General features: G+C 61.0%; 13 protein-coding genes. 4 read left to right on the top strand and 9 right to left on the bottom strand.

The annotated features are described in order from the left end of the window. Positions 1 to 31: 31 nt before the first annotated feature. Positions 32 to 2386, top strand: a complete 2355-nt coding sequence (locus tag RWO33_RS07900) for a winged helix-turn-helix domain-containing protein (RefSeq protein WP_314103911.1) — start codon at positions 32 to 34, stop codon at positions 2384 to 2386. A 20-nt stretch (positions 2387 to 2406) separates the two neighbouring features. Here the strand turns inward: RWO33_RS07900 and RWO33_RS07905 are convergent, their stop codons facing one another. Continuing rightward, positions 2407 to 3228, bottom strand: a complete 822-nt coding sequence (locus tag RWO33_RS07905) for a transporter (protein ID WP_314103912.1) — start codon at positions 3226 to 3228, stop codon at positions 2407 to 2409. 202 nt (positions 3229 to 3430) lie between these two features. Between RWO33_RS07905 and RWO33_RS07910 the strand changes: the two genes are divergently transcribed. After that, positions 3431 to 4219, top strand: a complete 789-nt coding sequence (locus RWO33_RS07910) for a CHAD domain-containing protein (RefSeq protein WP_314103914.1) — start codon at positions 3431 to 3433, stop codon at positions 4217 to 4219. Between the two features lie 182 nt (positions 4220 to 4401). Continuing rightward, entirely contained in the window at positions 4402 to 4785 is a 384-nt protein-coding gene (locus RWO33_RS07915; RefSeq protein WP_314103917.1) for a DUF3653 domain-containing protein, read from the top strand. Positions 4786 to 5184: 399 nt separating this feature from the next. On the opposite strand, the gene RWO33_RS07920 is transcribed toward RWO33_RS07915, so the two are convergent. From RWO33_RS07920 to RWO33_RS07955, 8 genes are all read right to left on the bottom strand, one after another. Continuing rightward, positions 5185 to 6396 (bottom strand): zonular occludens toxin domain-containing protein, encoded by a 1212-nt coding sequence (locus RWO33_RS07920; RefSeq protein WP_314103920.1) that lies wholly within the window; start codon positions 6394 to 6396, stop codon positions 5185 to 5187. After that, positions 6393 to 6677 (bottom strand): DUF2523 domain-containing protein, encoded by a 285-nt coding sequence (locus tag RWO33_RS07925; RefSeq protein ID WP_314103922.1) that lies wholly within the window; start codon positions 6675 to 6677, stop codon positions 6393 to 6395. Before RWO33_RS07925 ends, RWO33_RS07920 begins: the two co-directional genes overlap by 4 nt. Before the next feature lie 172 nt (positions 6678 to 6849). Next, complete coding sequence (locus RWO33_RS07930; RefSeq protein ID WP_314103924.1) at positions 6850 to 7296, bottom strand: hypothetical protein; 447 nt, start codon at positions 7294 to 7296, stop codon at positions 6850 to 6852. 493 nt (positions 7297 to 7789) lie between these two features. Then, complete coding sequence (locus RWO33_RS07935) at positions 7790 to 7927, bottom strand: major capsid protein (RefSeq protein WP_314103926.1); 138 nt, start codon at positions 7925 to 7927, stop codon at positions 7790 to 7792. Between the two features lie 22 nt (positions 7928 to 7949). After that, positions 7950 to 8141: a hypothetical protein gene (locus RWO33_RS07940; RefSeq protein ID WP_314103929.1), complete on the bottom strand. Its 192-nt coding sequence runs from the start codon at positions 8139 to 8141 to the stop codon at positions 7950 to 7952. 1 nt (position 8142) lies between these two features. Then, positions 8143 to 8403: a single-stranded DNA-binding protein gene (locus tag RWO33_RS07945; RefSeq protein WP_314103931.1), complete on the bottom strand. Its 261-nt coding sequence runs from the start codon at positions 8401 to 8403 to the stop codon at positions 8143 to 8145. Then, complete coding sequence (locus RWO33_RS07950; protein ID WP_314103933.1) at positions 8400 to 9452, bottom strand: replication initiation factor domain-containing protein; 1053 nt, start codon at positions 9450 to 9452, stop codon at positions 8400 to 8402. Before RWO33_RS07950 ends, RWO33_RS07945 begins: the two co-directional genes overlap by 4 nt. A 168-nt stretch (positions 9453 to 9620) precedes the next feature. Beyond that, positions 9621 to 9773 carry a hypothetical protein gene (locus tag RWO33_RS07955; protein ID WP_314103936.1) on the bottom strand — a complete coding sequence of 51 codons (153 nt, stop codon included), beginning with the start codon at positions 9771 to 9773 and terminating at the stop codon, positions 9621 to 9623. Between the two features lie 1336 nt (positions 9774 to 11109). Here RWO33_RS07955 and RWO33_RS07960 point away from each other — a divergent pair. After that, the coding region (locus RWO33_RS07960; protein ID WP_314103938.1) for a phage infection protein at positions 11110 to 13212 on the top strand (2103 nt) is incomplete at its 3' end.

The following is a 13212-nucleotide window of genomic DNA, read 5'->3' on the forward strand; positions in this document are numbered from 1 at the left end:
TCCCCCAACGTAGACGAGGCAGGCCAGGTTGATGCGCCTTATCCGGTACCGATTTGGCGAGTTCGTGCTGGACCCTGCCGTACGCGAGCTGAGCCGCGCCGGGCATCGGCTGCCGTTGCCGCTCAAATCGCTGGAGTGCCTGGTCTATCTGGTGGCCAACCGCCAACGCGCGGTGGGCCGTGACGAACTGGTGTCGGCGGTGTGGGGGAGGGCGGACGTCAGCGATACCGTGATCACCCAGACCATGCGCCGCGCGCGCAAGGCACTGGACGATGCCGGCGACCGCCAGACGATGATCCGCACCGTGCCCGGATTCGGCTACCGCTGGGTAGCCGAGGTGGAAGAACTGGATCCTGCCGCAGCGGCAGCGGCAGCGGCAGCGACGCCGACACCTGCGCCGGCGGATGTGCCCGACGTCGACAACACCGCTGCGCACACTGTTGTGCCGGTGGCACTTGAGCCTGCAGCGAGCACCGTTTCCGGGCGCGTTCGCGCCCCGCGCTGGCTGATCGTGCTGGCCGTGGCGGCAGTCGTTCTATTGCTGGGCGTGGTCGCCGCGCGGATCATGCGCCCGGCCCCGGTGCCTGCGGCTGCAACGGCTGCCGCGCAGATGCGCGCAACCGTGCTGCCGGTGCGGGTGGACGAGGACGAAGCGGATGCAAGCTGGGTCCGCCTCGGCGCGATGGAATATGCCGCCGACCGCCTGCGCGGTGCGGCACTGCAGGTCACCCCGACCGAGCAGACCCTGCACCTGGGCGCAGGGCTGGAAGAGGGTGCGGCACTGGACACCGACACCTTGAAACAACTGCTCACGCGCAGCGACGCACGCTGGTTGATCGTGCCGAGCGCGCAGCGCAGTGGCGCGCAGTGGCGGGTGCAGCTGCGCGTGCTCGACAGCGCCAGCGACGTATCGGTCGACGCGGTGGGCGATACGCCCCTGCAGGCCATGGCCGTCGCCACCGATGCCTGGCTGCATCGCATCCAGCGTGCGTCTCCCGACCGTGCCGCGCCCACCGCACTGCAGGAGCGCCTGCGTCGCATCGACGCCGAGCTCGACGCCGGCCAGCTGGACGCGGCGCGCGCGCAGATCCAGGCTACGCCGGCGGCGCTACGCGACAGCGCCGCGCTGCAGGTGCGCGAAGGCCAGCTGGAATATCGGGCAGGGCGCATGACCGATGCCGCGCGCCTGTTCGAGCGTGCCCTCGCACAGCAGCCAGCCGCCGCCGCGGGCGTGCGCGCCAAGGGGCTGATGGGGCTCGGCGCAGTCGCGCTCCGCACAGGAGAACCTGACCAGGCCGAGGCCCATTACAGCCAGGCACTGGCCGTACTTGTCGACGACGCCAGCAACCACGATACCAGTCTGTTGGGCAACGCGTACAACGGTCGCGGCGTGGCCCAGGTGCAGCAGGGCAACCTGGAAGCCGCCGTGGCCGACCTCGGCCAGGCACGGGTCGCGATGCGGCGCACCGGTGACGTGGTTTCCGCGGCGATGGTCGGCGCCAACCTGGGGCGCATGGAGGGTATGCGCAACCATTGGCCGCAGGCGCTGCAGGAGTTCGACAGCGCCATCGACGTGTTCGAGCGTTTCCAGGTCAACGACTACCTCGCCGCCACCCTGGCGGCAAAAGCGATGGCGCAGCTGGAGCTGGTGCAGCCCGCACAGGCGCGGGCGAGCCTCGCGCGAACCGATGCGCTGCGCGGCGCGCTGGAAGACCCGCAGCTGGTTGCGGTCATCCAGAACGCGCGCGCCACGGTTGCGCTTGCCAATGGCGACCTGGGCGAGACCAAGGCCGCCATCGATGCGCTGGCCGCCACCCGTTCACAGGACCTGTCGGCGGCGCGCCTGCGCATGGCCCTGGCCGTGGCCCGTGGCGACGCGGCCGGGGCAGGGCAGTGGGCAGGCAATGCAGGCGCTCGCCCGGACGGCCAGGATGCCGGCGTTGCGGCCATTGCCGTACAGGCGGCGGGGACCTCGACAGACGCCGCACGCTGGTTGCGGCCGGATGGTACGGGCGGTACCGCCACCCGACCGGATCCGGCCGATGCCTTTGCACGTGCGATCGTCCAACATCGTTTCGGCGACCGTGCGGCGGCCCTGCGTGACGCGCAGACCGCGCTCGCCATCGCCAATCGCGATGGCAGTCCCAATGACCGGGTAAGAGCCAACCTGCTGCGGGCCCGCATCCTGATGGACGCGCGCCAGCTCGACCAGGCCACGGCCGTGCTGGGGGAACTGGATGCGTATGCCGCCGTCGACTATCGCGTCGCCTGGCTGGCCGCTGCGTTGTATGGAAAGCGCGGCGACGCCGGTTCCGCACGGCAGGCACGCCAGGAAGCAGCGGCGCTCCCGGGCGAGCGTTCCCCTGGCGTTCCACCGCTCTTATAGCGTTCAACGCAGGCAGAGGGTCACTCGGGAAACAGCAGCGTGACCGTAAAGCGCACGCCCCAGTCGGGCCCGCCGCTTGGCGTGTCCACGTATACGCGCGCGCCGCCCTGGTAGCTTAGCATCTGCGAACCGAGCTTGGTCACCTTGCTGTAGAAGACGTTCAGCGGCAGCGTCCATTGCTTCGCTTCCCAGTCGTAGGTTGACTCAAGGTTGACGCCGACGGTGCGTCCTTGCCCGATGCCACGTGACACGAACGGCTGCAGGAACGTGGAGCTGATATCCACCCGGCGGCGGCCACCGCCAACATCGACGATATGGTTGGCCAGCGCGCCGTAGCTCCAAGCGCCTTCCTGTTTGAGCAGGACGATGGTAGGGCCCAGCCCCCAGGTATCGGCGCCCAGGTCATCGGTTCCGGTAGGCAGCAGCATCGCAGGGCCAACGCCCCATACCAGGCCACCCTCGTCGGGTTTCTTCGGGGAAAAGAAAAAGCTCTGGGTGATGTCGCCGATCCCGGCCTGGTCGGTCCCGGGAATGACGTCCTTCTGGTACACCACCGGCAGGATGGTCCGCGAAATCACATTCCAGTGCTCGGAGAGGGAGAAGGGCGCCACCGGCTGAATGTTCAACAGGTTGCGGTGGCCGTCATCGCCCCAGGTCTGGTCGTAGTTGTACTGGAACGGCACGCTGATGAGCGCGGCTACCGGATTGGACAGTTTCTTGGCGATGGCGTCGGCATCCTGCTGCTGCGCGGACGCATTGGCCGAGAGCATGCAGAGCGCCATGGACAGCGGTGTCGCCAAGGACCAGATCGGACAGGCATGCTTCGCGCTCGGTACCGTCATGAGGATGCTCCTGCAGGCTGCGGCGTCTTGGGCAGGACGAGTATCGGGCGGACCGGCAGGGATTGTCGTGCGTACTTTTACCGGTGGCCGCGTTTGTACGGCGCTGACGATGGCACGGCCGGGGTGGCATTATCGTGACGCATCACGCCGACCGGCAGGCCAGTGGGTACACTTCAGGGATCGTCCAGCCACAGGTGGATTCATGTCAGCAGACGCACCCGGCCTGGCCGCTCGAGATCTGCTGGTGAAGGATGCCCGGGCGATTCTGGATGCGCTCCCTGCGGCGAATGACCAAAACGAAGCGATCCATGTCGCCCGCAAGGCGATTCGTCGGATGCGGGCCGTGTTGGGGTTGCTCACGGACGACACCTTTGATCTGGAGCGCGAAGACCGTGCGCTGAGGCAGCTCGGCAAAGGCCTGTCTGGCATGCGGGACGCGCACGTGGTGGTCGAGACCGCCAATCGACTCCAAGCGGCGCACCCGGAACTGGGATGGGCGCCGATCATCGAAGCACTGGAACTGCGGCGTACGCGAATTCTGCAGCGTTCGCTGGGCGTGGACCCTGGATTTTTACGCAGGCGGCGTGTTGTGGAACAGGTTCTGCAGCGGCTTGAGGACCAGCCATGGCATTCGTTGCGGCGGCGTTCGATCCGGACGGCGCTTGAGGCAAGTGAACGTCGAGCGGCAAAGGCTGGTAAACGGGCCGCTCGCGAGGATGATCCAGAAGCCGTGCACCGGTGGCGCCGACGGGTGCGGCGGCTTCGTATGCAGCTGGATGCAGCGCAGGTTCTGGATGCGCTGCAGGGACATGGCGACGCACATGGAGCGGTTGTTCGGAAAGGCAAAGAGCTGCACCGGATCAGTGACCGCCTGGGTTGGAGCCAGGATGTGAGGCTGCTGCGGAACCTGGTTCGGAACATGCCGTGGAGTGAGGGCAAGGGTCGGGTGATGGGTCTGGTTGAGGAGCAGTTGGCTCAGGCTGGAGGGTGAGGTGTGGCGGGCCCTGCCAGGCTACTTCGGGTCTTACATAATATACATTATGCGAAATGGCGTATCTGGCTCATTGTGCGCCGTCGCGTCGCCGAATTCGTTGGCTCCGGCTGGCAATGGCTGGGCCTATGGCTTGGCTCTTGCTTCCCTACTCGTTCCCCCAGCAAGGACGAGATTGCAGCATGAGCGAGATGGACCCGCACGACCGCATCAACTTGACCGGCCCTTGGGCCGGTTTCGGCTTTCAGGGTGGGCACATGTTTACGCCCGAAGGTCACCAACTGGAACCCTGCGACATGGTTTGGTGGTCGCTGACGTGCAATATCGCCCGGGAATGGCGGCTGATGATGCAGCAGGCTCGTTCAGAAGCGGCGATCGACAGTTGCAGCAATGCTCACAATCTCGACGCCAGCAGGCGTCATCGTTCTACAAATGTGATCGTTCTCCGTGAGGCGATCCAAGCACGTCGCCAACGGCGGTTGGGCATGGGGGATCCCGGTCCCGAGGCCGAGCCGTCCAATGTGGTCCATATGCGGCGTGGGCCGAGACCTGGCCGACGCGGGTGAGGCGTTGATCGTAGGGGCCCTGCCCCTACACCCCGGTAGAATGCGACCCGGACCAAACTAGGGGAACGGAGTTGAACGATCAAAGGACCGCCAGCGCCATCTACAGCATTTGGTGGCAGGTTGGGTTGGGTGTCTTTCTCGCGCTGTCCGCGCATAGCCTGATCGAGGCTGCTTGGGCGCGCTACCAACTGATACAGCTTGAGCGGCAGATGACCACTGAGGTTCGAAAAATATCCACCCCATACGTAGATCCCAGCCGAGGGAATCGCTCCGAAACTACGCGGCCAATAGGGCCAAATGAGCGCTGTATCGAGGGCCGCAGATTTCTGAGAGTAGAGAACGGTTGGAAGCAGGTGAACTCACCCTGTTGACGGTAGAGGCCTGACCCCCTGCACCCAACTACGACCCACCGTAGCGATTCTGGGATGACTCGGGAAACGTTGCCAATGGGCGCGGAGCAACGCCGATGACGCTACCCGGGACGGACCGATCACCGGTACCGTCAGCGGCGACTCCGACAGCAGGCTGCACGCCGGTCTCACGGGTCTGCCGAGGCTCTCGATAGGGGTTGTACTCGGGACCGTTCAGCGCCATCAGAACGCACATGTCCAGGCGGATACGAGCCTTGGTTCCCTGTTCGGTCAAACAGGTGCACGTGGTATCGGCGCCCTGCCCCGAAGCCATGCAGTACAGCTCCGGCTGGGAGGCAACAGATCTGCCATCGTAGATGGGAGCTGACCACGGCTGAGTTGGAATTCTGGGAGTGTGCTGAGCGACGTATTCCTCTTTCGTGAGCGGCTGCGCCGCCGGCGCGCCCGCGCCCAAGGGCGCTAGGGCTGAGGTCGCCGCCGTCGCGGCTGCATCAGTGGCCTGCTTTTCAGGCCCCTTGGCGGTAGCAGGCTTGGCAATGAAGTACCAAATGCCCCAGCACAGGGCGATGATTGCAACGGTGACGCTGAGGCCCTGCCAGACTCGGGCCGGAACCTTGAATTTGTAGCTCGCGGTGTGCAGCGTAGCGCTGCGGTAGCGCGGGTATAGAGCCTTCGGGTAGGCCCAGATTTCCTCTTCCGCCTTCTCGCGCACGCGCTCATCGTATGGGTCCGCCTGAACTCGCGTCCACGTCAATACACCGGCGCGCTGCATGCCGAAAGACCGGTTCATGTGGACGTGTGAGCCGATCAGGGTTCGAACCTGGTGATGAATCTTGTTCGGCCACTGAGTAACGAAAATAAGGTCAAACCCGCGATGCCGATGGGTAGACATGGCCCGGATTCGTGGATCGTCAGACTCGCCCGGCTTTCCCGTCGACGGGAACAACCGACCATAGCGCTCAAGGCCCTGCGTATTGCCATCTGAGTGGGCTTCGTCGTAGAGCACGAACGATCCGTCCGGAAGCAGCGTCCAGTCGTTGTGATCTGGCAACTTTTCCAGCCATGGGAACGCGTTGGGGTTCTCATCGCAGGTTGCCCCTGCGACGTTGGTATAGAACCGACGCGGCTGGGCCTTGCCCTCCTTCACCTGCTGCATGTTCTGGTTGTAGAACTCCAGCAACATCGCCAACGCGCGCAGGGTCTTGCCGTTACCCGGTTGCCCGGAAATGAGGTACATCATTTGGTAGCCGCCTTGGTTACTGCGACCTTGCCCGCGTCGATCATCACTTTCGTAACGAACGCTGAGCCGATCATTGTTAGGGCCTCCCCGATGCCGGACATGAGGAGAATGTTTGACATGTCAGCTGCGATTCCACCCCACAGCTGAGGAATTTTGTTCAACGCAATGCGCACCAACGGCAGCAGAGCAGCGCCGGTGGCAAGGCCCAACCCTGCGCCGGTTAGCACGCGCGCAAGCGAATTGCCCAGAAGGCTGACAAGGAATCCAGCAAGCCACGGCATTATTTCCGCACTCCCGCAATGATGTAGGCGGATGCAAGTGCTGCACACGCCAAGATCAGGCCGCGAATGTGGACCGCGAAGTCACACAGCGGCTGAAATGAAAATTCGAAGGTGGAGGACATGCCGCCCAGGCTAAGCGATACCGACTTTGGTGCCGGGCATGACCCGCCGCCTAGACCGCTAGACCACTGACCGTCCGGGCTAGATGGCATCTGGCCGTCCGCCCATGGCATCGGGATATCTCCCGGGTATTCCGGAGACGGCACATTGGGTTGTTCGCCGCCCGGATCACCGTCGCCATCGCCGTCGCCGTCGCCGTCCCCATCCCCGTCACCGCCGTCGCCATCCCCTCCCCCATCACCACCGCCGCCGTCTCCGTCGCCGTCACCGCTGCCGCCACCGTCCCCATCACCGCCTCCGCCGCCATCCCCATCGCCTCCGCCTGTATCACCACCACCACCGTCCCCGCCACCACCATCTCCGTCACCGCCACCGTCGCCCGGATCAGCCGGCTCGGGCTCGGGAATATCCTTCTTGTTGCAAGTACCTCCAGTGGGATCGAACGAAATACCGTTAGGTGCGCTCGCGTCGAGAGAGCTGGTATATACGCAGCCGTCATGACACACACCGACGCTGCCAGCAGTGGGGCCACCCTTCCACCCCATTTCCGTAGGCCTTGCGCTGCAAAGCTTGCTGAAATACGTACTGCCCGCATTAGAGTCACTACCACCGGGGGTGCAGCTCACGTTGGCTTGAAACCTGCCCGGTTCCGGCTTCGTGATGCTTGGGCCATTGTAGGTTGCGCTGTTTCCGCCGATCAGTTTGCATATGCGCGGCCCCTCAGCATCAGCCAACGCGATTGCCGCGACGTAGGCTTGTCCTTCGTCGCACTGACCTGACGCAGTACACGCAGACGCCTGCGCAGCCACCGGCTCTGACAACAGGGCTGAGATGATGAGCGCTGCGAAGATTGTGAGAAGTCGGAAGCACATTCGCTAGTCACCGAAAACGATGTTTAGGGCGAGCACGCCAACCCAAAGTACGAACACTGCGAGCATGTCGTTCTCCAAAAGAAAAGGGGTCGGATTACCCGACCCCAGTTGCGGTGGCTATCAGCCGAAGATCGCGGCCTTGAGCCACTTCCAGCCCACGGCAACAGCTGCTGGCGCAAGCTTGGAAGCGCCGATCAGGGCCACGCCTGCGCTGATGCCGCCGATGATGCCAACAGCTGCGGTAACGTCAAAATCCATGTTGCTACTCCTTGAGGAAATGTCACGAACGAATGGTCCTGCCGAGGTGCTTGTAGCCCCACGAAACCGCGAACAAGACGGCGACTGCGGCTAGAAGCATCCCGACCTGGGCAGGTGTCAGGTCGGGAATGTCGTTGCGCGGCACGAATCCAGCTTGGATGCAGGTGCCGGTCTGCTGGTCGAACTGCAAGCATTCGTAGACGTACCGCGTCATGTCAGCTGACCTTGACGGGTGCGGACTTTGCGCCGACCGGAACAAGGTCGACGTAACGCTTCAGCGTCAGGTCCCCGTACTGGCCAAGCGCGAACGATTTGGGGTCGATGTCGTACTCACCCGGCGTGTAGGCCGGGCGCTGGCCGAGGCCAACACGGAACGGCAATTCGAAGCCGTTACCCAAGTCGAGGCCGACCATCTGCGAACGCATAATGGTTCCGGCCTTCTGGTTGCGCTCTTCATCGACAACAGCGGATTTCACACGGCAAATTGGCATAGTCCTTCCCTCACATGTTTGTGGAGTGCGTCACCCTTGGCGATACCGCGAAACCTTCCGGGGTGACCTTCTCGGAGGATGCGGGCTTCGGCTACGTCGGACCACGAAGGTCCGAACGCGCCACGAAGTACATTGAGGAAGGGGCCAACCTGTCGGTGCGCCCACTCGATACCGGCTTCAACCGATACGTCCACTTGCTTGCGGATGGTGCGCAGCCTGCTGCACACACCCTTGATCAAATCGCGAAGAACGCTGTAAGCGCCCCGGAGGTAGGCGCCGGGGTCGAGAAGCACCTCAAGCGGTACCTCGACGTGCTTGCCGTAGAGGCGCACTTCTGCGCGAACCCACGCAGACGACGACAAGCCGAGCTGCTTGCCCTTCTCATAGACGCAAAGCTCTTTGTGGCCTTTGCCGCCGACGTACAGCGTATTGCCGGTCCCGTGGCCTTCATCGGACATGAAACGGTGGCGTGGCGGACAGCCGCCCTCTGCAAAACCGCCCTCCGCAGCTACTTGACGCAACGCGTGCACGTCCAGGCGCTTGCCTTCGAAGTCGTCATGCGCGCAGTCCACACGGCTGATCTTGGCCTTGAGCTGGGAAGCAGCGTTGAAGGTGACGCGCCAGTCTTTGACCCATTTGCAGCCAGCGCCGGTGATGCTGACGCACACCGTTTCCCGGTTGCCGCCCATGCCGATGCGGCCGACAAGCTCGCCCTCGCGGTCCTTAAGGACGGCGGACAGGGGGTAGAAATTCCAGTTCTTCTCGCGGATGGCACCGGCGACGACTTCACCACGAAAGCCGAACAGCTTGAAAAGCAGGACGTCCACGTTGGAACAACGAAAATCTTCCAGAGAGGAAGCGGGCATCACAAGGGTCAGGTAGTCGATGATCGCGGTCTGCTGACCCTTTTGGCCCGTGTTACTCCCCGGGCCAACCTGCCCTGCTCCCCGCCCCTTTTCACCGGTCGATACCGGGGAAAAGGTCTCCTTGGACGGCTGGCAGCCGAGCATCAGGCGTGCAGAAGAGGCGCTCATCGGTCATCGTTCCGGTTAACGTAGAACCACACCCACGCAACGGTGATGATCAGGCCACCGGCCAGCACTTGAAGGAACTCCTCCAGCGTCGGGATCATTCGAACGGCCCCCGACGGCTATTTTTGAACCAGCAGTAGATGCCGACGATTGCCAGCGGAACGAGGAAGATCACTTGCGGACCTCCGCCGATACCTGGGCGACGAATGCCGCGTCACGGATCAGACGGGACTTGTCTTGCTCGCGGCGGTCTAGTACCCACGCCCCGAGTCGCGCCAGACCGATCAACACGCAAGCCGCCGATACCACGGCTACGGTGAACATCAGACCTTCCATGCCCTGCCCCTTGCCCCCAGCCCCTAGATCCCCGCCAGCGCCCTAGGGGGAGCGGCTGGCGGGTGCGATACAAGGCTCTTGTATCGCGGACGTGATTCAATACCCTTGGATTCCCTAAATCAAGGCCCTTGAATCAAATGGACGTAAATTTTTTGCTCGACAAGGCGAAAGACGTCTGCAATGTGAGCTTTGACAAGGACTTAGCGCCGCGCCTCGGAGTGAGACCGTCGGCGATCAGCAACTACCGCAAGGGCGTTTCGCACCCAGACGCGGTTGTTTGCGCAACTTTGGCCGGCCTCACTGGCATACCACTGGCTCGCGTCCTGGGGATCATTGGCGAGGCACGCGCCATCAGTCGAGAGGAAAAGGCAGTGTGGCGAAAGCTGGCCGCCACCGCGATGGCCCTAGCGATAGGGGTGGGATTCGCCCTGCCACGCGACGCACAGGCGCACCCAGCGGGGTTTGAATGCGCACCTGATATACATTATGCGAAATGACGTTGTTATCCCTGTGCTTTCCGAGGCGCTCCTTTCATGCGACGGTGCCGGCGGATCGGTCCTTTGCAGCGGATCTGTCGTGACGACCTCCATCGTAACCAGCCTTGCCAAGGTCTTCAGAATTGCCGGAAATTGGCGAACCGACCTTTGGATTGCCGCCCCGGCGCCGACGGCGCCGAGGTGGCCTAGTCCGAGTAACTCGCACTAGTTGTTGCAGTGTTGCTGATCCACCTGGCAAGCACTCAAATGCTCACCTGAATGTCTATCGAATCAACGCAAGTGGATGGTTTCGTATGGTTGTCGGCGGTATACCAAGGGCCTGGGCGTGCCTCAACCTTTGTGAATTTACTTAGCTGCATGCACTTCCAGTTCTGGCTCGACGACGGGTCGGCAATGCCACCATCACTTGTCTCACCTGCGAACTGGAAGAACAATGTCTGCTCCTTCCCATTCTTTGTCCCAATCACATGTGGGCACAACTCGCGGTAGAACCCATCGTAAATGCCGACGATTTGGTGGCGATCAATGATTGCCTGTCTGACGATTGCGTACGTACTCACTCAGAATCTCTCCTTGATACTTGAATGGCCGATCTAGCGTCAATCTGACAACCGGGAATGACATCATGCGGTAGTCGAGTGGAACTTTAGGCGAGTCAGGGCGTCACCGCAAACGTTGAGCCGCGTCCCAGCGCAGGAAATAGTTACTCCATCCAGGCCAAGATGATCCCCTCCCCCCCCCCTGCTCCGTCGGCGGCCCGATAGACCTCTAGGATGGCCGTGTAGTCGCCCAGTGGTGGGGGGCTTGAAGATCGACCGAGGAGGGATATGCCTATCGCAAGCTGGGTGGTCAGCGAAGGGCAGCCGCCCCAATCGCAGCCCATGAGACTGATATCCAGACAATGGCTGCATGCGCGCAGCCATCAATGGGCGATAATGATGATTGGATACCTTGGGGGTGAACTAATGGACGGTTTGTCGATAGACCTTGAAAATTGCTATGGCATCAAGAAGCTTCAGGCAAAGTTTGACTTCAGCAAGAAGCGAGCTGTCGCAATCTACGCGCCGAACGGCGCTATGAAGTCTTCGCTTGCCGAGACCTTCCGTGATGTCGCGACAGACCGAAAGACAGTTGACCGAATTTTCCCGGATCGGATTTCGAAGAGAGAGATCAAAGACGATTCTGGATCTGATCTGTCACCGGCGAGTGTTGTCGTTGTCAAAAGCTATGAAGAGGTGGTCAATAGTGAGCGCACATCTCTCTTGCTGGTCAATAGCGACCTGAGGCAGGAGTATGAAAAACTGCTGCATGAGGTTCAGCAGGCGACCGACTCGCTTATCAAGACCCTCCGGTCACTGTCTGGCTCAAAGACAATTGACCGAGAGGTCTCTGCGGCGTTCACAAGGTCAGATAACCAGTTTTTGAAAGCCCTCGCTCGCGTTAAGGACGAGGTGGCTAAGCAAGAAGGTGCGCCTCTAGCTGAAGTTGACTACTGCCGGATTTTTGATCCTAAAACGCTAGCACTTCTTGCGACCAAGGACTTCAAGCAGGCGATAGAGGCATACGTTAAGAGCTACAACAGTCTCATTGACAAGTCGAAGTACTTCAAGCGCGGGGTGTTCAACTACTTTAACGCTTCGACGATCGCGAAGAACCTCGCCGACAATGGTTTCTTTAATGCGAAGCATACAATTCGACTAAATGGCTCAGAAGATGGCGATATCGGTAACGTAAAGCAGCTTGAGAACATCATTCAAGCCGAGCGAGACGCTATCTCTAGCGATCCTGACCTGACGAAGAAGTACGCGGAAATCGAGAAGAGTTTCAACAAAAACCAGGACCTAAGGGATCTTCAAGAGTACCTTCTCGAGCACGAGGACGTTCTTCCTTACCTCGCAAACATTGAGGAGTTTCGGGAGGAAGTGATCAAGTCCTACCTGAAGAAGTCCTACGACCAAGTTGACTCGCTGCTACAGCTGGTTGAGAAAACGGATGAGCGCAAGCAGCAGATCGAAGAAGCAGCATCGCGCGAACGTACGCAGTGGCAAGATGTAATCGCCACGTTCAATGACCGCTTTTCAGTGCCGTTCCGCCTAGAAGTGAAGAACCTCGTCTCCGCCATTCTTGGTACTGAAGCTCCGACGCTTGGATTCACTTTTGTCGATGGAGATGAGGAGGCGGTAGTCGAACAGAAGCAGTTGTTGGCAGCGCTGAGTACAGGCGAAGCCAAAGCCTTCTACATCTTGAATGTGATGTTCGATATGAACGTCCGCATTAGCTCCGGAGAGGATGCGCTCTTCATCATCGATGACATCGCAGACTCTTTCGACTACAAGAATAAGTACGCCATCATTGAATACTTGCGAGATGCCGCTGAGCACAGCCACTTCACGCAAGTGGTCTTGACTCACAATTTCGATTTCTTTAGAACGGCTTGCTCTCGCTACGTGGGGCGCACAAATTGCTTCATGGCTGTCAAGACAAAGGACGGAATTTCTCTTGAGGAACCATACGGTGTTCGGACCAATGTCTTTGATCATTGGAAGAACCAGTTTTACTTGAATCCTATCATTAAAGTGGCGACAGTTCCTTTCGTGCGTAACGTTGCAGAGTACACGAAGGGGCAAGACTCAGACGCTTACAAGGTGCTTACCAAGATGCTTCACGTGAAGCCAGGGACGGCCAGCCTGACGGTCGCTCATCTAGATGAGCAGTTCAACTCGGTCCTGGGAAAGACGGGGGCTGATGAGCATTCCTCCAAGAGCTACCTGGATTTCGTGTTCGAAGTTGCCGATACCTGCTTGAATGCATCGGAGAGTGTGAACTTTGAGAACAAGATCGTCTTGTCCATCGCCATCCGGCTTGCTGCTGAGACGGGTTCTACCCCGAAATCACGGACGGTTGTAAAAGGGCTGAGAACTTCTGGTCTT

The sequence above is a fragment of the uncultured Stenotrophomonas sp. genome (assembly GCF_963519925.1).
GTDB lineage: Bacteria > Pseudomonadota > Gammaproteobacteria > Xanthomonadales > Xanthomonadaceae > Stenotrophomonas > Stenotrophomonas maltophilia_AE.

Excerpts from the sequence above, each read along its gene's own strand:
- RWO33_RS07900 (WP_314103911.1), top strand. The coding sequence starts at position 32 with ATGCGCCTTATCCGGTACCGATTTGGCGAGTTCGTGCTGGACCCTGCC.
- RWO33_RS07905 (WP_314103912.1), bottom strand. The coding sequence starts at position 3,228 with ATGACGGTACCGAGCGCGAAGCATGCCTGTCCGATCTGGTCCTTGGCG.
- RWO33_RS07910 (WP_314103914.1), top strand. The coding sequence starts at position 3,431 with ATGTCAGCAGACGCACCCGGCCTGGCCGCTCGAGATCTGCTGGTGAAG.
- RWO33_RS07915 (WP_314103917.1), top strand. The coding sequence starts at position 4,402 with ATGAGCGAGATGGACCCGCACGACCGCATCAACTTGACCGGCCCTTGG.
- RWO33_RS07920 (WP_314103920.1), bottom strand. The coding sequence starts at position 6,396 with ATGATGTACCTCATTTCCGGGCAACCGGGTAACGGCAAGACCCTGCGC.
- RWO33_RS07925 (WP_314103922.1), bottom strand. The coding sequence starts at position 6,677 with ATGCCGTGGCTTGCTGGATTCCTTGTCAGCCTTCTGGGCAATTCGCTT.
- RWO33_RS07930 (WP_314103924.1), bottom strand. The coding sequence starts at position 7,296 with ATGACGGCTGCGTATATACCAGCTCTCTCGACGCGAGCGCACCTAACG.
- RWO33_RS07935 (WP_314103926.1), bottom strand. The coding sequence starts at position 7,927 with ATGGATTTTGACGTTACCGCAGCTGTTGGCATCATCGGCGGCATCAGC.
- RWO33_RS07940 (WP_314103929.1), bottom strand. The coding sequence starts at position 8,141 with ATGACGCGGTACGTCTACGAATGCTTGCAGTTCGACCAGCAGACCGGC.
- RWO33_RS07950 (WP_314103933.1), bottom strand. The coding sequence starts at position 9,452 with ATGAGCGCCTCTTCTGCACGCCTGATGCTCGGCTGCCAGCCGTCCAAG.
- RWO33_RS07955 (WP_314103936.1), bottom strand. The coding sequence starts at position 9,773 with ATGTTCACCGTAGCCGTGGTATCGGCGGCTTGCGTGTTGATCGGTCTG.